This window comes from Sphingomonas sp. URJC2 (genome assembly GCF_059803575.1).
The window spans coordinates 35,422-55,232 of record NZ_JAPFGX010000012.1; the positions used below are offsets into that span (position 1 = coordinate 35,422).

At 69.0% G+C, this 19,811-nt stretch carries 20 protein-coding genes, 1 tRNA gene and 1 pseudogene; 8 read left to right on the top strand and 14 right to left on the bottom strand.

What is annotated here, in order from left to right:
- Positions 1-28 precede the first annotated feature (28 nt).
- Both OPU66_RS06685 and OPU66_RS06690 read right to left on the bottom strand, forming a co-directional pair.
- Positions 29-1,996, bottom strand: a complete 1,968-nt coding sequence (locus OPU66_RS06685) for a putative bifunctional diguanylate cyclase/phosphodiesterase (RefSeq protein WP_498552835.1) — start codon at positions 1,994-1,996, stop codon at positions 29-31.
- 74 nt (positions 1,997-2,070) lie between these two features.
- Positions 2,071-2,232 (bottom strand): hypothetical protein, encoded by a 162-nt coding sequence (locus OPU66_RS06690; RefSeq protein ID WP_498552836.1) that lies wholly within the window; start codon positions 2,230-2,232, stop codon positions 2,071-2,073.
- Between the two features lie 337 nt (positions 2,233-2,569).
- On the opposite strand from OPU66_RS06690, the gene OPU66_RS06695 reads away from it, so the two are divergent.
- Positions 2,570-3,097 carry a GAF domain-containing protein gene (locus OPU66_RS06695; protein WP_498552837.1) on the top strand — a complete coding sequence of 176 codons (528 nt, stop codon included), beginning with the start codon at positions 2,570-2,572 and terminating at the stop codon, positions 3,095-3,097.
- Positions 3,098-3,192: 95 nt separating this feature from the next.
- Positions 3,193-3,540 carry a PilZ domain-containing protein gene (locus OPU66_RS06700; RefSeq protein ID WP_498552838.1) on the top strand — a complete coding sequence of 116 codons (348 nt, stop codon included), beginning with the start codon at positions 3,193-3,195 and terminating at the stop codon, positions 3,538-3,540.
- A gap of 45 nt (positions 3,541-3,585) precedes the next feature.
- Here the strand turns inward: OPU66_RS06700 and OPU66_RS06705 are convergent, their stop codons facing one another.
- From OPU66_RS06705 to secE, 5 genes are all read right to left on the bottom strand, one after another.
- On the bottom strand, positions 3,586-4,332 hold the full coding sequence (locus OPU66_RS06705; protein WP_498552839.1) for a sigma-70 family RNA polymerase sigma factor: 747 nt from the start codon (positions 4,330-4,332) through the stop codon (positions 3,586-3,588).
- Positions 4,333-4,517: 185 nt separating this feature from the next.
- Entirely contained in the window at positions 4,518-5,216 is a 699-nt protein-coding gene (gene rplA, locus OPU66_RS06710) for a 50S ribosomal protein L1 (RefSeq protein ID WP_498552840.1), read from the bottom strand.
- A gap of 4 nt (positions 5,217-5,220) precedes the next feature.
- On the bottom strand, positions 5,221-5,652 hold the full coding sequence (rplK, locus tag OPU66_RS06715) for a 50S ribosomal protein L11 (RefSeq protein WP_498552841.1): 432 nt from the start codon (positions 5,650-5,652) through the stop codon (positions 5,221-5,223).
- A 241-nt stretch (positions 5,653-5,893) separates the two neighbouring features.
- Entirely contained in the window at positions 5,894-6,430 is a 537-nt protein-coding gene (nusG, locus tag OPU66_RS06720; protein ID WP_160592372.1) for a transcription termination/antitermination protein NusG, read from the bottom strand.
- Between the two features lie 49 nt (positions 6,431-6,479).
- Positions 6,480-6,695, bottom strand: coding sequence for a preprotein translocase subunit SecE (gene secE / locus OPU66_RS06725; protein WP_498552842.1), 216 nt, complete (start codon positions 6,693-6,695; stop codon positions 6,480-6,482).
- 354 nt (positions 6,696-7,049) lie between these two features.
- On the opposite strand from secE, the gene OPU66_RS06730 reads away from it, so the two are divergent.
- On the top strand, positions 7,050-8,789 hold the full coding sequence (locus OPU66_RS06730) for a methyl-accepting chemotaxis protein (protein ID WP_498552843.1): 1,740 nt from the start codon (positions 7,050-7,052) through the stop codon (positions 8,787-8,789).
- Positions 8,790-8,833: 44 nt separating this feature from the next.
- Here the strand turns inward: OPU66_RS06730 and OPU66_RS06735 are convergent.
- The 3 genes from OPU66_RS06735 to OPU66_RS06745 form a co-directional block, all read right to left on the bottom strand.
- Positions 8,834-8,909, bottom strand: a tRNA-Trp gene (locus OPU66_RS06735).
- Between the two features lie 110 nt (positions 8,910-9,019).
- Entirely contained in the window at positions 9,020-11,332 is a 2,313-nt protein-coding gene (locus OPU66_RS06740) for a putative bifunctional diguanylate cyclase/phosphodiesterase (RefSeq protein ID WP_498552864.1), read from the bottom strand.
- 251 nt (positions 11,333-11,583) lie between these two features.
- The gene (locus tag OPU66_RS06745; protein WP_498552844.1) at positions 11,584-13,314 is read right to left on the bottom strand and encodes a fatty acyl-AMP ligase; all 1,731 of its coding nucleotides are present in this window, start codon (positions 13,312-13,314) and stop codon (positions 11,584-11,586) included.
- A gap of 365 nt (positions 13,315-13,679) precedes the next feature.
- Between OPU66_RS06745 and OPU66_RS06750 the strand changes: the two genes are divergently transcribed.
- The 5 genes and pseudogenes from OPU66_RS06750 to OPU66_RS06770 all read left to right on the top strand — a co-directional run.
- Positions 13,680-14,219, top strand: coding sequence for a RecX family transcriptional regulator (locus OPU66_RS06750; RefSeq protein ID WP_498552845.1), 540 nt, complete (start codon positions 13,680-13,682; stop codon positions 14,217-14,219).
- A gap of 154 nt (positions 14,220-14,373) precedes the next feature.
- Positions 14,374-15,111 carry a cold-shock protein gene (locus tag OPU66_RS06755; RefSeq protein WP_498552846.1) on the top strand — a complete coding sequence of 246 codons (738 nt, stop codon included), beginning with the start codon at positions 14,374-14,376 and terminating at the stop codon, positions 15,109-15,111.
- A 4-nt stretch (positions 15,112-15,115) separates the two neighbouring features.
- The gene (locus tag OPU66_RS06760) at positions 15,116-15,595 is read left to right on the top strand and encodes a DUF192 domain-containing protein (protein WP_498552847.1); all 480 of its coding nucleotides are present in this window, start codon (positions 15,116-15,118) and stop codon (positions 15,593-15,595) included.
- Between the two features lie 99 nt (positions 15,596-15,694).
- Positions 15,695-16,093 carry an NADH:ubiquinone oxidoreductase subunit NDUFA12 gene (locus tag OPU66_RS06765; protein ID WP_498552848.1) on the top strand — a complete coding sequence of 133 codons (399 nt, stop codon included), beginning with the start codon at positions 15,695-15,697 and terminating at the stop codon, positions 16,091-16,093.
- Positions 16,094-16,290: 197 nt separating this feature from the next.
- A pseudogene (locus OPU66_RS06770) lies at positions 16,291-16,524 on the top strand (DUF2155 domain-containing protein); the annotation flags it as partial.
- A 35-nt stretch (positions 16,525-16,559) separates the two neighbouring features.
- Here OPU66_RS06770 and aat read toward each other — a convergent pair.
- The 4 genes from aat to OPU66_RS06790 form a co-directional block, all read right to left on the bottom strand.
- Complete coding sequence (aat, locus tag OPU66_RS06775) at positions 16,560-17,300, bottom strand: leucyl/phenylalanyl-tRNA--protein transferase (RefSeq protein ID WP_498552849.1); 741 nt, start codon at positions 17,298-17,300, stop codon at positions 16,560-16,562.
- A gap of 56 nt (positions 17,301-17,356) precedes the next feature.
- The gene (locus tag OPU66_RS06780) at positions 17,357-18,088 is read right to left on the bottom strand and encodes a ParA family protein (RefSeq protein WP_498552850.1); all 732 of its coding nucleotides are present in this window, start codon (positions 18,086-18,088) and stop codon (positions 17,357-17,359) included.
- Positions 18,085-19,050: an alpha/beta fold hydrolase gene (locus OPU66_RS06785; RefSeq protein WP_498552851.1), complete on the bottom strand. Its 966-nt coding sequence runs from the start codon at positions 19,048-19,050 to the stop codon at positions 18,085-18,087. The genes OPU66_RS06780 and OPU66_RS06785 overlap by 4 nt, the downstream gene beginning before the upstream one ends.
- A 133-nt stretch (positions 19,051-19,183) precedes the next feature.
- Positions 19,184-19,804: a PilZ domain-containing protein gene (locus OPU66_RS06790; RefSeq protein ID WP_498552852.1), complete on the bottom strand. Its 621-nt coding sequence runs from the start codon at positions 19,802-19,804 to the stop codon at positions 19,184-19,186.
- Between the last annotated feature and the right edge of the window lie 7 nt (positions 19,805-19,811).

Consider the following 19,811-nt stretch of genomic DNA (forward strand, 5'->3'; position numbering starts at 1 on the left):
GCGGATTTTCAGGGCTGCCCTGGCGGGTTCAGGCGGCGGAAGATGCGCGGGCGGGCGACACCCGCGGCGGCCGCAGCGCCGGCAGTTCCAGAATGGCCTCGATCGGCATCGGCCGCGCGAGGAAAAAGCCCTGCACAAGGGTGAAGCCGATGCGCTGCGCGGCCAGCAATTGCGCCTCGGTCTCGACGCCTTCGAGCACGCAGTCGATCGCCAGCGCGTCGGCCAGCCCGCGAATGCCCGACAGCAGCCGGCGGCCGGCGGCGTCGTTCAACCGCGCGGCAAAGCTGCGGTCGACCTTGACCATGTCGATCGGCAGCTGGTGCAGCGCGGCGAGGCTGGAATAGCCGGTGCCGAAATCATCAAGCGCAATGCGCGCGCCACCGCGCCGCAGCCGTTCGAGCGCGGCGCGCGCCGTCACCATGTCGGAGACGAGCGACGTTTCGGTGATCTCGAACATCAGCCGGGCCGGGCGGATGCCCGCCGCCTCGATCCGCTGGGCAAGCTCGCCGATCGTGCGGCCGTCGCACAGGTCGAGCGCCGACAGGTTGAACGCGACCCGCATGTCGGCGGGCAGCCGCGCCATCGCGGCCAGCACCTTGTCGAACAGCGTCAGCGTCACCGCGCGCGTCATACCGGTGCGCTCGGCCGCCGCGATCAGCATTTCGGGCGACACCGCACCCAGCCGCGGCGAGGTCCAGCGCGCCAGCGCCTCGATGCCGAACGGGCGGCCGCCGACCCTGTCCATCACCGGCTGGAACAGCACCGACAGCTCGTCTTCCAGCCGCGCGGTCTGCAGCGTCGCATCGAGCGCCTGTTCGGACCGGATCAGCGTTTCAAGCGCGTCGGAAAACCGCACCATCCCGCCCCGGCCATGCCGCTTGGCGTGGTAAAGCGCGAAATCGGCGCGGTCGAACAGCATATGGGCATCGGTGCCCGCATCGGGGAAGGTGGCGATCCCTGCCGAACAGCCGACCGCGACCGAGATGTCGCCGATGCTGACCGGCCGGCGGATGGCGTCGCGCAGCGCGTCGCACAGCGTCTCCGCCTCGGCAGGCGCGCCTGGCACCAGCAGCCCGAATTCGTCGCCGCCAAGCCGCGCGACGGTCGCGCCCGGCGGGCACAGCGCGCGGATGCGGTCGCCCAGCGCCTGCAGCAGCCGGTCGCCCTGAGCATGGCCATAGGTGTCGTTGACCGGCTTGAACCGGTCGAGATCGAGCAGGCCGATCGAAAAGGGCTGGTCGGGCTGCGCCTCGTCGAGCGTGCGTTCGAGCACCGACAGGAAATAGCGGCGGTTGGGCAGGCCGGTCAGCACGTCGGTCGCCGCCAGCCGGGCATTTTCCTCGCCCAGCTGCTGGGCCTGGCGGCGCTCGGCCAGCAGCGCGTTCTTCGATGCTTCCAGCTTGACGAAGGCGTCGAAGGAATCGTGCAGGATCTTGAGAAGAACTGCCGTCACCAGCGCGATGTTGATCGCAACCGCGATCACCACCTCGGTGCCCACCGCCAGACAGGTGATGAGGAAGGTGCCGATCACCGCGCTGCACACCAGCCGCGCGGCGGTGGGGTGATGGGTCAGGCAGAAGATGACGCCCAGCACCGTCACCGCGACGAAGATCGCGATATGCCCCTGCTGATAGGCGCCGCCATAGGGGCCGAGCGCCAGCGCCCAGGCGACAAAGGCGACCGACAGCAGCATCGCCAGCACCGTCGTCCGCTTCAGCTGCCGTTCGATCCATACCGCATCGTAGCGCGCGACATCGACCGGCCGCAGCCACATCGCCATGCGGACGAGACAGGCAAGGATCAGCCCGGCCGGGATCCACAGGGTCAGGACCGGGGGCGCGACATGCCGATGGGTGAAGGCGAGCGCAAAGGCATTGACCGCCAGCAGCAGGTACAGAAACGGGATCTGGCCCCGCAGGCGCTGATATTGCGCCTGACGCAGCCCCGCAGGCGGGGCGGCCGGCAGCGCCGGATGAAGCACGCTTGCCTCGGTCAACACTCGTCTCCTGCCCCGGCCTAGACCGGCGCTGGTTAAGCGCTTCTGAGCGGGAGGCTCCGTATCGGGCGCGGTCAGGCGGAGATGGGCGGCTGTGCCCGGGCGGCAAGAACGGGCACCAGGCTCGGCCGGCTGCCGGAGCCATCGTCGTCGCGCCGGTCGGCATCCGGCGGGCTGCACCCGGCGGCGCCCAGCAACATGGTCAGAGCGGCGGCAAGACGCATGCTGCGGTTCATCACGATCCCCATCCCGGCCCGGAGGCGAGGCATGGCGTGCCCGGCCGTGACCGTCAAGTGGCACCGCCGGGGCGACACATTCCGCCTCCGTAAAAGACCCTAATCAGGCAAAGAAATTACCGGTTCAAGACAAGCTGGTATTACATGCAAGTCGAGGCAACAGTTATCCTGACAGAATGTTTCGCGACTGTTCCAGTTTGAAAATTGCTTTGTTGTCAAGTCGATTGGATGGTATTTGAGCAGTCATCGGGCAGTTTCCGCAGCAACAGTCGCCATCTTCACCGGTCAGGTGACAGGCGACCAGGCGGGCAATGTCCGCCCATGATCTGGATTTGCCATGCTTGAAACTCAGTTCATCGGCAGCAGCCGCAGCACCGAGGTCGAGCGCGCCCGGCTGGTCGAACTGTTGACCGCCGCGCCCGCCCATCTTGACGAAGGTGCGCTGGTCGATCTCCTGTTCGCCCATGCCCCGGCGCGGCTGGGCCTTGATGTCTGCTTTACCTACCGCGCCGATCCGGAGCGGGGGCGGCTGCATGTGCTGCATGTGCGCGGGCTGGATCCGGTGATGCGCGATGCGCTCGACGGCCTCGCATTTGGCGAGTTTCTGTGCGGCCGCGTCGCCCGCGACCGCCGGCAGGTGGTGATGCGCGAGATCGGCGTCAGCACCGATCCGGCCTGCGCGGCGGCGCGCAAGCTGCATCTGGGCAGCTATTGCGGCTTTCCGATGATTGCGCCCGACGGGCGGCTGTTCGGAATCGCGGCGTTCGGATCGCGCAGCCGGCGCTGGTTCCATGACGATGAAGTGGCGATGTTTGCCGAGCTGGCGGTCGAGATCGGGCTGCGCCGTCTGCGCCGCGACGGCTAGGGCGGGTTTCGGCCATATCTTCGGGCGATTACGGAGGGGCGATTTCCGCTTCGCTAAGCACTGGCTGCGATGATCGCGCCCCGGAGGATATGGTGGTGGCAAATCCGAAACCCTTTCAACTCGACGAGCGCCGCAGCTTCCGCTTCGGGATCGAGATCGAGGCACGGCTGATCGGCCCCGATGGCATGGCGATGCCGTTTCTGGTGCAGAATCTGTCGCGCCACGGCGCATCGGGCGAATGGGCGGGGGGCGATCTGGTACGCGGGACCGCCGTGGCGCTGCTGTTCCCTGATCTTGGCCGCTTTGCCGCGCACATCGTCTGGGCGGAGAAGGACCGGCTGGGGGTGGAGTTTGTCGCCCCGCTGCCGCCGCCGGCGCTCGACCGGCTGCTCGAGGAAGATCCCGACGCAATCAGCTCGCACCGGGTGTCGCCCAAGGCCTGACGGAGCCGGGGCTTACAAAATCCGGCCCGACCGGCCGCTGCCGGATCAGGCCGCGACGCCGATGGCGCGTGCCGCCTCGATCATCGCGTCGACGCGGCGTTCCGGCCCGGCATCGGGTGCGGCCGGCAGCGCGGCATCGCCGTCCAGCATCGCCGCCATCGCCGCGCGGGCGCGGAACACCCGGCTTTTCATCGTGCCCACCCGGCTGCCCGCGGCCTCTGCGGCCTCGTCATAGCCATAGCCGCAGGCGGCAACCAGCAGCAGCGCCTCGCGCTGCGCGGGCGGCAGCGCGGCCATCGCGGCTCCGGCCTCTTTCAGCGCGATCGCCGCCTCCTGGTCCGGCCGCGCGACCAGCAGGCGTTCGGCCTGGGCGTCATCCCATGCGCCGATGAATTTGTCGCGCCGCCGCTGGGTAAGGAACAGGTTGCGCTGGATCATGAACAGCCATGCGCGCAGGTTCGATCCCGGCACGAACCGGTCGCGCGCGGCCCAGGCGCGCATCAGACTGTCCTGCGCCAGATCTTCCGCGGCGGCCGGGTCGCGGGTCAGCGAGCGGGCATGGGCGCGCAGCCTGGGGATGAGCGCGGTCAGCTCGCGTTCAAAGGCGCGGTCCGCCGCGCGGCTGCCGGCGCTCAGCCGCGCGAGCAGCCGTGCCAGCGGGTCGGGCAGGCGGTCGGCTTCCTCCGGGGCAAAGGCCTGGGTGAGCAGAGGGGCCAGCCGCGCAATGCCACCCGCGATCCCGCCGCTGCTGGCGGCCATGGCCGGAGACTGGCGGGCGGCGGTCATGGTCATGGCGGACTCCCGTTGCGTGTTTCAGCCGATCAACGCGTGACGGGGCCGGAAGGTTCCGTGTGCGTATCGACATCGGCGGCCCGCCCGGTGGCACCTCGCTCAGGCATGAAAAAGGGGCCGGAGCGTCGCCGCTCCGGCCCCTTTTTCATGTCCCGCGACCGGCCGTGATGGCCGGCCGGCGGAGATCAGGCGCTCGCCACTTCGGCGACGTCGATCTTGATGCCCGGGCCCATGGTCGAGCTGAGCGCGATCTTGCGCACATACTTGCCCTTGGCGCCCGACGGCTTGGCCTTGACCACCGCATCGACCAGCGCGTCGAAGTTGGCGCGCAGATCTTCGGCGGGGAAGCTCGCCTTGCCGATGCCCGAATGGATGATCCCGGCCTTTTCGACCCGGTATTCGACCTGACCGCTCTTGGCGTCCTTGACCGCCTGAGCGACGTTCATCGTCACCGTGCCCAGCTTCGGGTTCGGCATCAGGCCCTTGGGGCCGAGCACCTTGCCGAGCCGGCCGACCAGACCCATCATGTCCGGCGTGGCGATGCAGCGGTCGAAATCGATCGTGCCGCCCTGGACGATTTCCAGCAGGTCGTCGGCACCAACGACGTCGGCACCGGCTTCGCGGGCTTCATCGGCCTTGGCACCCTTGGCGAACACGGCGACGCGCACGGTCTTGCCGGTGCCCTTGGGCAGGTTGACGACGCCGCGCACCATCTGGTCGGCGTGACGCGGATCGACGCCCAGATTGAGCGCGATCTCGATCGTCTCGTCGAACTTGGACGACGCATGGGTCTTGGCAAGGGCGATCGCCTCGTCAATGCCATAGAGCTTTTCGCGGTCGATGGCGGTGGCGAATGCCTTGGCCTTCTTGGTCAGCTTTGCCATCGTATCAGCCCTCCACAACCTCAAGGCCCATCGCGCGGGCCGAGCCTTCGATGATCTTCGTCGCCGCGGCGAGGTCGTTGGCGTTCAGATCCTTCATCTTGATGTTGGCGATTTCCTCAAGCTGCGAACGCTTGATGGTGCCGGCAACCGTCTTGCCCGGCTCCTTCGAGCCCGACTTCAGGCCGACCGCCTTCTTGAGCAGGAAGCTCGCCGGGGGCGTCTTGGTCTCGAAGCTGAACGACCGGTCCGCATAGACGGTGATGACGGTCGGGATGGGCGCACCCTTTTCGAGTTCCTGCGTCGCGGCGTTGAACGCCTTGCAGAACTCCATGATGTTGACGCCGCGCTGACCGAGCGCCGGGCCGATCGGCGGCGACGGATTGGCAGCGCCCGCAGGCACCTGCAGCTTGATATAGCCAGTAATCTTCTTGGCCATGATCCACCTCACTCTGTTTCAAGTTGAGCGGTTCTTGCGGGATGCGCTTCACGCATCCCTCCCGCCGGATTCCCGCCGCCGGAGCAGCAGAAGGCGCGGCCCTTAGCCGAAAAGCGCCGGCCGCGAAAGGGGCAAAGCGGCCCCTGTTCCATATCGAGCTGCCCCCGGCATCGCCGGATATGGAAAGGGGGCCGGCGCATGGGCGCCGGCCCCTTTCGATGCTTCGCCGGACAGGGCGCGCTTACTTGACGCGCTCGACCTGCTCAAACTCCAGCTCGACCGGGGTCGCGCGGCCGAAGATCGACACCGACACCTTGACGCGGCTGCGGTCGAAATCCAGCTCCTCGACCACGCCGTTGAAGCTGGCGAACGGGCCGTCCAGCACCTTGACCGCATCGCCGATCTCGTAATCGACCTTGACCTTGGTCTTGGGCGCGGCGGCGCTTTCTTCCTTGGTGCTCAGGATGCGCGCGGCCTCGGCCTCGCTGATCGGCTGCGGCTTGCCGCTCGACCCCAGAAAGCCCGTCACCTTCGGCGTATTGCGCACGAGGTGATAGACATCGTCGGTCATCGCCAGCTTGGCGAGGACATAGCCGGGGAAGAATTTGCGTTCGGCCTGCACCTTCTTGCCGCGCCGCACTTCGGTCACGGTTTCGGTCGGCACTTCGACGCGCTCGACCAGCGTTTCCAGGCCCAGCCGCTCGGCTTCGGACAGGATCGCGTCGCGAACCTTGTTCTCGAAACCGGAATAGGCGTGAATGATGTACCAGCGCGACATAAACGTCCTTTTATCTGGGCCGGTCCGTCGGTCGGGACCGGCAGGCCGGTCAGGCGGCGAGCGACAGCAGCAGCTTGACGATCGCGGCGAACGCCCGGTCGATGCCGAAGAAGAAGATGCCGAGCAGGCTGGTCATGATCATCACCATCACCGTGGTCATCACCGTTTCGCGGCTGGTCGGCCACGAAACCTTGGCGGTTTCGGTGCGCACCTGCTGCACGAACTGCGGAATATTGCCGATGCCTTTGCCAGCCACTTCGCTCACCTGCCCGTGTTCGGGGTGAACGGCCCCGCCCGGCCAATGCCGCCGGCGAACCATTCCACCCATGTCGGAATGCTGCACGCTATATAGGACGCCCCCGCGCCGTGCAAGGCTTGGCCGGGCGGCAACACGCGCGTCCGGGCATGGGCGGTCGGTGATCCCTTTTCAGATCAGAAGGATAGATGATCGGGAGGTCATGCAAACGATATCTTTTTACCATAAATCAACTGCAACGGCCGGCGCGGTCTATAAGCTGTTCATATCCTCGCATGGATCGGGTGATTGCACATGAAAATGTTCTGGGGTCGCCAGGCCGAAGCGCCCGTGGAACCGGCGATTGACTGCCGGATACTGAAAATGGAAGCGATCCTGGATGTTTATCCGGTTGCTGATCTGGACCAGTCGGGCCGGATCGTCGCTGCCAATGCGCCGCTGTGCCGACTGATGGGCTGGGGGGCGGGCGTGCCGGCGGGGCTGGGCATCGATGCGTTCGTTGCCGAGCCCGGCGACGAAGGGGCCTGGCCCGCCGCGCGGTCGGGCGGGGCGGCGCGCGGCCTGTTTCGGACCAGCGGTCCGGGCGGGGCGACACTGTTTGTCGACCTGATGTTCGTGCCCGCGGATGGCGGGATCATGATGTTCGTGCGCGACATGACGGCCACGCACGTCAAGGCGCTGGAGGATGCGCAGAAGCTGGCCGCGCTCGACCGCGCCCAGGCGGTGATCGAGTTCGAACTCGACGGCACGATCCGCACCGCCAACGCCAATTTCCTCGGCGCGACCGGCTTCACGCTCGACGAGATTGTCGGCCGGCACCACCGCATCTTCTGCGACGAACAGCTGGTGCAAAGCCCCGAGTATCGCGCGCTGTGGGCGGCGGTGAACCGCGGCGAACATCTGGTCGGCGAGTTCGAACGCCGCCGCAAGGATGGCAGCGTGCTGTGGATCCAGGCATCCTACAACCCGATCTTCGACACCGAGGGCCGGCCGGTCAAGGCGATCAAATTCGCCACCGACATCACCGCGCAGGTGCGCCAGCGCGAGGAAGCGGCGCGGCTGTCGCTGGTTGTCGACCATACCGCCAATGCCGTGATCGTGACCGGCCTCGACCGGCGCATCACTTACGTCAATAGCGGGTTCGAGCGGCTCACCGGCTACAGCGCGGGTGAAGTCATCGGCCGCAGCCCCGGCGAGTTTCTGCAAGGGCCGCAGACCGATAAGGCGACGGTTGCGCGCATCCGCGAGGCGCTGGCGCGCGGCGAGCCCTTTAGCGGCGAAATCCTTAACTATCGCCGCGACGGCACACCTTACTGGATCAATCTGGCGATCAATCCGGTCCGCGACGCTGCCGGGCGGGTGCAGAGCTTCATCTCGGTTCAGGCCGACATCACCGAGACCAAGCAGCATGAGCTTGATTTCGACATGAAGCTGCACGCCATCGGACAGTCGAGCGCCATCGCCGAATGGGGGCGCGACCAGCGACTGGCATCGGCCAATGACGCGCTGATCAAGTCGGGCGGCCTGACCGACGGGCTGGCGACCGCGCTCGACCGGCTGCTGTCGGCCGATGAACGCGCCACGATCGAATCCGGGCGGCAGCTGCGCCGGATGCTGGCCTGGCCCTGTGCCGATGGGCGCGAGCTGATGTTCGACGCCGTGTTCACCGGGCTGACCGACCTGACCGGCCAGGTCGACCGGGTGATGATGTGCGCGATCGACGTGTCCGACCGCCAGCATGCGGTGAGCGAGACGAGCGTCGCCGTGCGCGCGGCGATCGATGCCGGCGAGCGGATTGCCGCCATCGTCACGACGATCGATACCATTGCCTTCCAGACCAATGTGCTGGCGCTCAACGCCGCGATCGAGGCCGCCCATGCCGGCGATGCCGGCCGGGGATTCGATGTGGTCGCAACCCAGGTGCGCGAACTGGCCAACCGTTCGACCATCGCCGCCGGGGGCATCACCCAGCTGGTGCGCGAAAGCCGCGACCGCATGGCGGCGCTCGAACGTTCGCTGTCGGTGCTCGACGGCCGCGAAAAGGCAAAAACGGTTATGGGATCCGACCGGAGAGGCGATGATATGGTGCGGCGCGCGGCCTGATCGAGCGCGGCCCCGCGCGCTGGCCGCAAATCAGCGGCGGATCCTGGCAGGAGTGGAGGGACTCGAACCCCCGGCCCTCGGTTTTGGAGACCGATGCTCTACCAACTGAGCTACACTCCTCCGTCGGAGAGGCAGCCAGATAGCGGCGGCCGGGCGGGTGCGCAAGCGCCATGGTGCGCGCGCCGGGCGTTTCGGGCGCGCGGGATGTCCGCAGCGTCCCGCCGCGCCGGTCAGGCGGCGGCGGTGCGGGTGGCGTTGGGGAACAGGGCGCGGGCATCGGCCGGGCTCATCGGCCGGCCGAACAAGTAGCCCTGGATCTTGCGGCAGCCGAGCCGCTTGATCATCGCATATTCCTCTTCGGTCTCCACCCCCTCGGCGGTGGTCGACATGCCCAGACTGTCGGCAAGCGCGACGACGGCGCGGATGATGGCGAGGCTTTCGGCGGCATTGCGCGCCGCGCCCTGCACGAAGCTGCGGTCGATCTTGATCGTCGAAAACCTGGTCCGGCTGAGATAGCCGAGCGAGGAATAGCCGGTGCCGAAATCGTCGAGCGCGAGGCGCACGCCCAGCTCCAGCACCTGCCCCAGCACCGTCACGGCATTGGTGCCTTCGCGCATGAACACGCTTTCGGTCACCTCCAGCTCCAGCCGGTGGGGCGGCAGGCCGCTCTCGGCCAGTGCCGTGCGCACCGCATCGACGAAGCGCGGATCGTGCAGCTGCTCGGCGGAGACATTGACCGCGACGCGCACCGTGGACGGCCAGTTGCGCGCCTCCATGCAGGCGGTGCGCAGCGCCCATTGCCCGATCGGGCCGATCAGCCGCGCCTCTTCGGCGAGCGGGATGAACTTGGCCGGCGACACATTGCCATGTTCGGGGCTGGTCCAGCGCATCAGCGCCTCGAACCCCTCGACCACCGCTTCGTCGGCGGAGACGACCGGCTGATAGGCGAGGTGCAGCTCGCCCTTCTCCAGCGCCTTGCGCAGCGCCATTTCGAGGACGCGGCGTTCCTCGGCATGGACGTGAAGCTGGGGTTCATAGGCGTGATAATGGCCGCCCCCGGCGTCTTTCGACCGGTAGAGCGCGAGATCGGCCGAGCGGATCAGCGTTTCGACGGTGCGGCCGTCGCGCGGGCCGACCGCCGCGCCCACGCTGGCGCCGATATACAGCGTGTGCTGGTCGACATCATAGGGACGCGACAGCTCCTCGATGATCCGCCGGCCCAGCGCCTCGACCCGCGCCGGATCGGAAGCGTCGCGGATGACGACGGCGAATTCGTCGCCGCCCAGCCGCCCGCACAGCTCATTGTCGCTCATCAGCCCCATCAGCCGTTCGGAGACCCGGCCGAGCAACCGGTCGCCGACCGGATGTCCGAGCGTGTCGTTGACTGCCTTGAACCGGTCGAGATCGATCATCATGAAGCCGCAGCGGCCGCGCCATTTCTCCGCCTCGGCCATCGCCTGGCCGAGTGCTTCGTTGACCTGAAGGCGGTTGGGCAGGCCGGTCAGCGTGTCGAACCGGGCCATGCGGTTGATCTTGTCGGCCGAATGACGCTCGGCGGTGACGTCGGAGCCGACGCCGCGAAAGCCGATGAATGCGCCGCGTTCGTCATGGCGGGGATTGGCCGACAGCTCCCACCAGCGGGTCTCGCCGCGCACCTTGACTTCGAGCAGCAGGTCCGAAAACGCCTCCCGCCGCTTGAGCTTGTCGGCCAGCATGTGGAGGGCGGGGGCGAATTGCCCGGTCTCCCAGCTGTCGCCGGCGAGAATCTGGAGGAACGGCCGCCCCTCGATCGCCAGCGCCTCCTCGCCCAGCGCATAAGCGAGGCGCGGCGACACATGGGTCAGGCTTTTGGCGGCATCGATCTGCCACAGCCAGTCGGCGTCGCCTTCCTCATGCTCGCGCAGCAACAGGCTGACCACCTCTTCCTTCTCGACCAGTGCGAAGCGGGCGGCGGTGTTCATCAGGAATGCACGCCCCTGGGTCAGCGCGCTCGCCAGCAGCACGGCGGCAAAGCCCAGATTGGCGATGGCCAGCAGGTCGAGGCCGAGGGTCGCAAGGAATGTCGTCGATCCGGCGGCGGCCATGATCAGCGCGCCGGCAGCGGCCAGCGGCATCGGGGTCAGCAGCAGCACGATGCCGACCATCACCGCCAGCCCGACCGCGCACAGGGTCAGCTGCGCCTCCACCCCCGCCGCCGATGCGAACAGCGCCGGCGGTGCCGCCCACACCAGCGCGGCAGCGAGCGCCGCCAAGGTTTCGCGCCACAGGCTGGCAGGCGATGCCGTCGGCTCCGTCTCGGCGCCACGCACGCGCCACAAGGCGGTGCCGAGCGCCGCGACGAGTGCCAGGGCAACCCAGCCCCAGCGCCACATGTCCGGCACCCGCCCGGCAAGCCCGGTCCAGAGCAGGGCAATGCCCAGAAGTTCCGCCGCCAGCCGCGTCGGCCAATGGCGGCGCAGCGCCGCAATCTGCGCGGCGCGCACCTTGCCCCAGTCGGAATCACGCGGTTCCGACAGGCCAAGGGCCGTGCGCCAGTCGATCATCGGCCGTGCAGCGGCAGCGGGGCGTGCTCGTGTCACGCCTCAAGGCCTAGCGGGCTTTGGTTAGCGTTCGGTAAGCACTGATGCTCGGCTCACCGCGTTTGTCGCGCGCCTTACGGAGCGGGCGTGGCATTCGCCGCACCGGGTGGGGGTGCGGGCCGGTGCCGCCCCTGCGCCAACAGGCGCAGCACAGACAACGCCGCCCGTGCGGCGCAGCCGCACAACAAACAACGCACCACAAACAACCGCCGGGATTACGCAGCCAGATCGTAGGGCCGGATCTGCCCCGACAGATAGAGGTTGCGCGCCTTGGTGCGGCTGAGCTTGCCCGAGCTGGTGCGCGGCAGCGTGCGCGGCGGCACGAGTTCGACGACGCAGTTCATGCCCGTCACCTGGCGCACCCGGTCGCGGATGGCGTCGCGCAGCCGCGCGCGTTCCGCCGGATCGGAGGTGCGGCACTGGACGAGCACCGCCGGGGCTTCCTCGCCCGCCGGGGTGGTGATCGCAAAGGCGGCGATGTCGCCGGCCTTGAAGCCGGGCAGCTGCTCGACCGCCCATTCAATGTCCTGCGGCCAGTGATTCTTGCCGTTGACGATGATCATGTCCTTGGCGCGGCCGACAATGTAGAGATAGCCGCCCGACATGTAACCCATGTCGCCGGTATCCAGCCAGCCATCGACCAGGCACGCGGCGGTCGCCTCGGGATCGCGGAAATAACCGGTCATCACCGATCCGCCCTGGCACCAGACCTTGCCAATCGCCCGTTCGGGCAGGGCCGCGCCGTCTTCGCTGCGGATCTCGACCGCCATGTCGCGCACCGGCTTGCCGCAATTGACGACCGCGCGGAACCGTTCGGCCGCACCCGCCGCCGGGGGCGTGCCGCCCGCCAGCTCGCTTTCGGCGACCATTTCGACGACAATGCCTTCGCCCGGCGGCATGATGGTGACGGCCAGCGTCGCCTCGGCCAGCCCATAGCTCGGCAGAAAGGCGCGGGCGTTGAACCCGGCATCGCCGAACGCCTCGACAAAGGACTGCATGACATCGGGGCGGATCATGTCCGCGCCATTGCCCGCGACGCGCCAGCGCGACAGGTCGAACCGTTCGGCGACATGCATCTGGCTCGACACGCGCCGCGCGCAGATGTCGTAGCCGAAGGTCGGCGAATAGCTGAGCGTCGTGCCGGGATTGCGCGAGATCAGGTCGAGCCAGGCGAGCGGCCGCCGCGCGAAATCCTCGGTCTTCAGATAATCGGCCGACACCTGATTGGCGACCGGCGACAGCATGCAGCCGACCAGACCCATGTCATGATACCAGGGCAGCCAGGACACGCAGCGGTCGCCGGGGCGGACCAGCATGCCGTGCGAATGGGCGGCGAGATTGTTGAGCAGCGCACGGTGGGTGACGGCGACGCCGTGCGGGAACCGGGTCGAGCCGCTGGAATATTGCAGATAGGCGATATCGTCCGGATCGGCGGCGGGCAGCGGCGCATCGGGCGCGGCTTCGTTCGCGAAATCCTGCCAGGAGATGCCGGCGACGCCCGCCTGCCGCGCTGCCTCGCCCGCCATGGCGGCAAGATCGGCCGGGTAGATCAGCATCAGCGGGTCGCAGCTGTCGAGCTGGACCTTGAGCTGGTCGACATAGGCGGAGGCCCCGCCGAACGAGGTCGGCAGCGGCAGCGGCACCGGCCATGCCCCGGCATAGACCGCCCCGAAGAACAGCGATGCGAACTCCGGCCCGGTTTCGGCGATCAGCGCCACCCGGTCGCCCCGGCCGATGCCGCGCGCCACCATCCGCCGGGCATGGGCGAGCGCGTCGTCGCGCAGCTCGGCATAGCCATAGGCGCGCACCAGCGTGCCGCGCGCATCGTGGAAGTTGAAGCCCTTCAGCCCCTTGGCCGCATAATCCAGCGCGTCGCCCAGCGTCGCGAAATCGGAAAAGCGGCGCGGCATCGCATCATCGGACGGCGTGACGACGATTTCGGTCATAGACGTTCAGTGCAACCCTGTATCTCGGAGGATCGGTCCATCCGGTCACCTGCCGGGCGGACAGCAACAGTCCCGGCCCTGATTCCCTTTTTGCCCGGGCGCTTTTCTGCCCGGATCCCGTTTCCCCGCTTGCCTGCCACGGCAAAGACGCCATGGTCATGCAGCATGTTTCAGTTCCAGCCTGCCCGCATGGCGGCCGGGCGCGGTCAAAATCGGACGCGAGTGTGGCACAATCGTGGCGCGGCAGGCCCGGCAGCGGCCGGAGCGGGGACGGGGAGGGCGATCCGCCAGCGGATGACCGTGCCGGCACCGGCCGTGTCGGCACCGGTCCGGCGCGCGCGGGTCGGGGGCGCGCTGATCGAGGTGTGCGCACGCCGCCGCCGCTCGACGCCGATGCGCTGGACCGGCTGGCGCTGCGCTATGTCGAACGCTTTGCGACCACGCGGGCGCGACTTGCCGCCTATCTCGACCGCAAGCTGCGCGAGCGCGGCTGGCGCGGCGATGCGGCCCCCGATCCGGCGGCGCTGGTCGCGCGGCTGGCGGCGCTCGGCTATGTCGATGATCGTGGCTTTGCCGAACAGCGGGCAGCCGGGCTGACGCGGCGGGGCTATGGCGTGCGCCGGGTCGGCGCGGCGCTGCGCGCAGCCGGGATCGCGGCCGAAGATGCCGCACCCGCCGAAGAGGCCGCGCGCGATGCGGCCTGGGCCGCCGCGCTCGCCTTTGCCCGTCGCCGCCGGATCGGCCCGTTCGCGCCGGACGCAGCAGCGGAGGCCGACCCCGTCGCCCGCCGCCGCACTCGCGACCGGGCGATGGCGGCGATGCTGCGCGCTGGCCATGCGCCGCGCCTTGCCGCCCGCATCCTCGATGCCGCGCCCGGCACGGTGCCCGACGAAGACGGGGGCTGATGGCGGCCGACTGGACACAAGAAAGTGTAAAGCGCGCGGAAACTATGTTTCAGTTTCGCAACAAAGCTGTGCTATGATGCTAACCTGGTTGGGGGGACCTGATTTGGGGGGGCAAGTGGATCTCGATCGGCCGGCGCCGGGGGGCGCGGGTCATTTGCGGGCACAGAACCGCGTCGACGGCCTTGCCGATGGCGGGGGCGCCGGTCGCGTGCCGGCTGCCGCACGGCCGGGCAATGGCTATGGCGAGCCGTGCACCATATCGCGTGCGGCCTCGGTCGCGGCGGCGGAAGCCGCGCTGATCAGCAAGTCCGAAAGCGCCTCGCCCGCGCCCAGCCCCGATCATGCCGGGGTGGCCCAGACCGGTCCGGCAGCCGACGGCCAGACGCTCGAACGCCATTCGGGCGCGGTCAAATGGTTCGACGCCACGCGCGGCTTCGGCTTCATCGTCAGCGAACAGGGCGGCGGCGACATTCTGGTGCATTTTTCGGTCCTGCGCGACCATGGCCGGCGCAGCCTGCCCGAAGGCGCGCGGGTCGATTGCCTCGCCGCGCACCGCGACCGCGGGCTGCAGGCGCGCCAGATCCTGTCCTTCGATCTGTCGACCGCAATCGGGCCGGATCATGACCTGCTCGCCCGCCCGCGCGAGCGGGTGGACCCCGCCGCGCTCGCCGAACAGGCCGGTCCGCCCGAGCAGGTGCGCGTCAAATGGTTCAACCGGCTGAAGGGCTATGGATTTCTGGTGCGCGATGGCGATGATGGCGATATCTTCGTGCACATGGAAACCTTTCGCCGCGCCGGCATCCTCGACATCCAGCCCGACCAGCGCCTGATCGCGCGCATCGCCGACGGGCGCAAAGGGCCGCTCGCCGTTCAGGTCGATCCGGCGGACTGATCCGATGTCGCGCCTGTTTGCCGCCGCCTGCCTTGCGCTGGCGCTCGCCCCGCTCGCCGCGTGCAACGCCCGCCCGGCTGAATCGGCCCCGGCGCGGACGGCGGCGGGCCTCGATCTCGTCACCCTCAACATCACCGACGCCACCGGGCGGCGGCACAGCTTCCGGGTCGAGGTGGCGCGCACCGTCGCCGAACAGGCGCAGGGGCTGATGTTCCGCGAATCGCTGGCCCCGGATGCGGGGATGATCTTCCCGTTCGATCCGCCGCGCCCGGCCAGCTTCTGGATGAAGAACACGCTGATCCCGCTCGACATCATCTTCATCCGCGCCGACGGCACCATTGCGCGCATTGCCGCCAACACCATCCCGCATTCGCTGGCCCCGGTCGAATCGGGCGAGGATGTCGCCGCCGTGCTGGAACTGGCGGGCGGGCGCGCGGCGGCGCTTGGCATCAATGCCGGCGACCGGGTGAGCTGGCCGCGCTGAGGCCGGGGTCGGCCGGCGGGCGCGGGGTGAACCCGCCCGCTGCGCATTTGCGTTCGACCGGGCTTTCCCAACCGGGCCGACATCGCTAAACGCGGCGCCATGGGTCTGCTCGCATCGATCTTCACCTGGTGGAACGGCGCCACCATCGGCACCGCGCTTTACACCCGCCGCAACGGCGTGCGCGTCGGCAGCGACGATTGGGGCAATGTCTATTACGAAGCCCGCACGGCCGGCGAGGACGGGCAGAAGCGCCGCTGGGTGATCTTCAACGGATCGAACGACGCCAGCCGGGTGCCGCCCGAATGGCATGGCTGGCTGCACCACACCACCGATCTGTTGCCCGAAGCGCTGCCCGCGCCGCGCGCCTGGCAGAAGCCGGCGGTGCCGAACATGACCGGCACTGCGGCGGCCTATCGCCCGGCGGGCGCGCTCGAACAGGGCGGCGTGCGTGCGGCGTCGACCGGCGATTATGAGGCGTGGAGCCCGGACGCGGCATGATGCGGGCCGCGCTGGCCGGTCTCGGCCTGGCGGTCGCAGCCGGCGGCGCGGCGCTCGCGCTGCAGAATCAGGCCGCCGATCCCGTGTCCACCGCAGCCCCGCCCGCGGCGGATGCGCCCGATAATGCAGCCGAAGCCGCGACCGGCGGATCGCCGCGTGCCGGTTCCGGCCCGGCCTATGTCCGCGCCGAAACGCCGATGGCGCAGCGTGTCGCCGTGCTCGGCCTGCTCAACAAGCGCAACGGCATCGCCCGCGATCTGACGCTCAGGCCCGGTCAGGCGGTGCGCGTCGGCGATGTCATCGTCCGCCTGCGCGCCTGCGAGACCACCGCCCCGCAGGAGGTGCAGAAGCTGACCGGCGCGTTCGTCCAGCTCGATGTGCGCGGCACCGATGCGGCGTGGCGGCGGGTGTTTTCGGGCTGGCTCTATGCCGAATCGCCGTCGCTCAACGTCGTCGAGCACCCGGTCTATGACGTCTGGCCCAAAAGCTGCGCGATGACGCATCCCGAAATCGGCGCGGCGACCGTCCGCGCCGCCGCGTCGGCAGGCAGCGCGCCCGCCAGCCGGTCGAGCGCACCGAACGACCCGGCGGCGCCCGCGCCGTCCGCCGCCGCGCCAGCCCCCGCCGCCAGCGCCGAACCCAGCAACGCCATGTAATCGGCCCGGTCGATCTCGACCGCACCGAGCGAGGCGAGATGATCGGTCAGGAACTGGCAGTCGAGCAGGGTGAAGCCGCCTGCGCGCAGCCGCGCGACCAGATGGGCGAGCGCGACCTTTGACGCATCGCGCGCGCGGCTGAACATGCTTTCGCCGAAAAACGCCCGGCCCAGGCTGATGCCGTACAGCCCGCCGACCAGCACGCCGTCCTGCCAGCATTCGACCGAATGGGCATGGCCTTCGGCATGCAGCCGGTTGCACGCATCCTCGATGAGGGCGTTGATCCATGTGCCGCCTTCCGGCCCGTCGCCGCGCGCCTCGGCGCAGGCGGCGATCACCCGGGCAAAGGCGCGGTCGGCGGTCACCACGAACCGGTCGCGGCGCAATGTGCGGGCGAGCGAGCGCGACAGGTGAAAGCTGTCCAGCGGCAGGATGCCGCGCCGTCGCGGCTCGACCCAATAGATGTCGGGTGCGTCGCGGCTGTCGGCCATCGGGAAGATCCCCGCCCGATAGGCGCGCAGCAGCAGGGCGGTATCGATCGGCGGCGTCATGTCTCTGTCCGAAGCATCCTGAAGCCTGGGTGAGCGGGTCCGGCCCGGCGAACGGGCTACAGCCGCACGGCCTTTTTCTCGATGCCGCGCCACAGCCGGGCAAAGGCCTCGGCCGCCGGCGAACGCGGGGCGAACACGCCGATGGGCGCGCGTTCGCTCGCCATCTGCTCGACCGCGCTCGCCATCGGGATCACCGGCCAGTCGGGCCGCTGCTCGAGCGCGTCGCGGTGCAGCGCGCGGCGGCGGTCGACCATCGAGAAGATCGGCAGGATCGGCGCATGCCGCCCGTTCAGCCGCCCGGCAAAGGCGACGACCTCGTCCAGCGCGCGCTGCGACAGCGGTGAGGGGATGACGGGCGCGAGGATCAGATCGGCGGCCGCCAGGATCTGGGCGCTGGTTTCGGTCAGGCCGGGCGGACAGTCGAGGATGATGCGTTCATAGCTGCGCGCCGGGCCTTCGAGCAGCCGGCGCAGCCGCTTTTTCTTGCCGATTTCGAAGAACAGCCGGTCGAGCGCGCGCAGCGAACTGTCGGCGGGCAGCAGGTCCAGCCGCTCGATCCCGGTCGGGCGTATCAGCGTTTCGGGCGCGACGTCGCGCGCGAACACCCGCTCGGCCGGTCCCGGCGCGCCGCGCCCCTGGCCGAGCAGATAGCTGGCCGCCCCCTGGGCATCGAGATCCCAGATCAGCGTCCGCCGCGACGACAGGGTCGCCGCCGCCCAGGCCAGATTGACCGCCAGCGTCGATTTGCCGACCCCGCCCTTGGCGCTGTAGACGGCGATGGTCGTCATGCGCCCGCAGCCATGGCCGGCAACCGGCGCGCCCAGGCATCGACATCGGCGGCGGTGCGCGCGGGCGCTTCCTCCATCGGCACATGGCCGATGCCGGGATAGACGATCAGTTCCGCCCCCGGAATCGCGCGCTGATACCATTGTCCGTAACGCGGCGGGATCAGCCGGTCGGCCGCGCCCCACAGGATCAGCACCGGCTTGCCGAGCGCGGCCATCGCCGCCGGGGTCGCGGCCGGGCGGCGGACGGTGGCGCGGTCGAGCGTCGCGTCGCGATTGCCGGGAAAGCGCAGCAGCTCCCAGTAACGGTCGACCATCGCCGGGGTGACGACCTGCTGGACGGCGAGGCTGTCCTTCAGGCTCTGTTCGATCAGGATGCGCGGCGTCAGATGGCGCAGCACCGGGCGCAAGGCGGCGCTGCGCATCATGCTGTGGCCGATCGAGGCATGGTCGGGAAACGCCCCCGGCGCGCCCGAGGCGTCGATCAGCACCAGCCCGCGCACCTGTTGCGGATGCGCGCGGGCATATTTCCACGCCAGCTCACCACCCATCGAATTGCCCGCGACGATGGCGGGCGGCAGGCCCAGCCGGTCGACGACGCGGTCGATCACGTCGATGAACATCTCCTCGCGATAATCGCGCCGGGGATGGGCACCGGTCAGGCCATGGCCGGGCAAGTCGATCGCGACCAGCCGATATCGCCCGGCCAGCCTTTCGGTCCATCCCGCCCAGGTGTGCAGCGACGCGTTGGAGCCGTGGATCAGCAGCATCACCGGCGCATCGGCCGGGCCGTCCACCCGCACATGCACGCGCAGGCCCTCGCCCAGATCGACAAAGCGCGACTTGCCGTCGCTGTAGCGCGCGATCAGCGCCGCCCGGTCGCCATCGGGCGTCCAGGCGAAGGCGATGCCCCCGACCAGCAGCAGGACCAGCACCAGCCCCAGACGTTTCACCCACCGCATCATGCGCGCCCTCCCCGGAGGGCAGCGTAGCGGAGCCGGTCAGGCCATGGCTAGAGCGGTTTCCGATCTGGCCGCATCGGATCAAAAACCGCTCCAGATCATCGATTTAGAGGGTTTTTCGAGCGGCCGGGGCGGCTCAGCCGCGCGGGGCCTGTTCCAGCCAGTCGGCAAAACCGCGCCAGGGCAGCGGCTTTTCAAGCCGGATGCCGACGACGTCTCCCTTGGTCCAGCGCACCTCGGCGGTGGTCGCGACCAGCCCGGCGATCGAGGCGACGACCGGTTCGCCGCGCTTGAGCGGCCGGTCGGGCCGGCAGCTCAGCCCGCCGATCGAAATGTCCATGATGTCGCCGATCACCGGATCGCCTTCGCCGATCAGCTTCACCGTGCCGCGCCGCACGAAGCGCGGCGCGCGCGGCCGGATGCGCAGCAGCGGGTTGCGCTCCTCGCGCAGCACCTGCTCGACATCGATCGGCTCATCCACCTGAATGCCGCACTGGCCGTCCCGGCTCCACCGCACCACGCCGTGCATCTGCTTGTCGGAGCGCAGCTCCACCGTCACCCGGCGGTCGGGGAGGGGCGGCGTGTTGCAGCCGACCATCAGCCCGCCGGCCGAAATGTTGCGCACGATGCACAGATGGTCGTCGCCATCAAAGCTGATGCGCCCGGCGCGCAGGACCGACATGTGCCGGGCACCTGATCGGCGCTCCGGCGGATAATCGCCCTCAACCGGCTCAAAGGCTTGAAATGCGCCCGACATTTCTCGG

Excerpts from the sequence above, each read along its gene's own strand:
- OPU66_RS06690 (WP_498552836.1), bottom strand. The coding sequence starts at position 2,232 with ATGAACCGCAGCATGCGTCTTGCCGCCGCTCTGACCATGTTGCTGGGC.
- OPU66_RS06730 (WP_498552843.1), top strand. The coding sequence starts at position 7,050 with ATGGAAGCGATCCTGGATGTTTATCCGGTTGCTGATCTGGACCAGTCG.
- OPU66_RS06695 (WP_498552837.1), top strand. The coding sequence starts at position 2,570 with ATGCTTGAAACTCAGTTCATCGGCAGCAGCCGCAGCACCGAGGTCGAG.
- OPU66_RS06740 (WP_498552864.1), bottom strand. The coding sequence starts at position 11,332 with ATGATCGACTGGCGCACGGCCCTTGGCCTGTCGGAACCGCGTGATTCC.
- aat (WP_498552849.1), bottom strand. The coding sequence starts at position 17,300 with ATGACGCCGCCGATCGATACCGCCCTGCTGCTGCGCGCCTATCGGGCG.
- OPU66_RS06780 (WP_498552850.1), bottom strand. The coding sequence starts at position 18,088 with ATGACGACCATCGCCGTCTACAGCGCCAAGGGCGGGGTCGGCAAATCG.
- OPU66_RS06765 (WP_498552848.1), top strand. The coding sequence starts at position 15,695 with ATGGGTCTGCTCGCATCGATCTTCACCTGGTGGAACGGCGCCACCATC.
- OPU66_RS06705 (WP_498552839.1), bottom strand. The coding sequence starts at position 4,332 with ATGACCATGACCGCCGCCCGCCAGTCTCCGGCCATGGCCGCCAGCAGC.
- OPU66_RS06760 (WP_498552847.1), top strand. The coding sequence starts at position 15,116 with ATGTCGCGCCTGTTTGCCGCCGCCTGCCTTGCGCTGGCGCTCGCCCCG.
- rplA (WP_498552840.1), bottom strand. The coding sequence starts at position 5,216 with ATGGCAAAGCTGACCAAGAAGGCCAAGGCATTCGCCACCGCCATCGAC.
- rplK (WP_498552841.1), bottom strand. The coding sequence starts at position 5,652 with ATGGCCAAGAAGATTACTGGCTATATCAAGCTGCAGGTGCCTGCGGGC.
- OPU66_RS06745 (WP_498552844.1), bottom strand. The coding sequence starts at position 13,314 with ATGACCGAAATCGTCGTCACGCCGTCCGATGATGCGATGCCGCGCCGC.
- OPU66_RS06785 (WP_498552851.1), bottom strand. The coding sequence starts at position 19,050 with ATGATGCGGTGGGTGAAACGTCTGGGGCTGGTGCTGGTCCTGCTGCTG.
- nusG (WP_160592372.1), bottom strand. The coding sequence starts at position 6,430 with ATGTCGCGCTGGTACATCATTCACGCCTATTCCGGTTTCGAGAACAAG.
- OPU66_RS06790 (WP_498552852.1), bottom strand. The coding sequence starts at position 19,804 with ATGTCGGGCGCATTTCAAGCCTTTGAGCCGGTTGAGGGCGATTATCCG.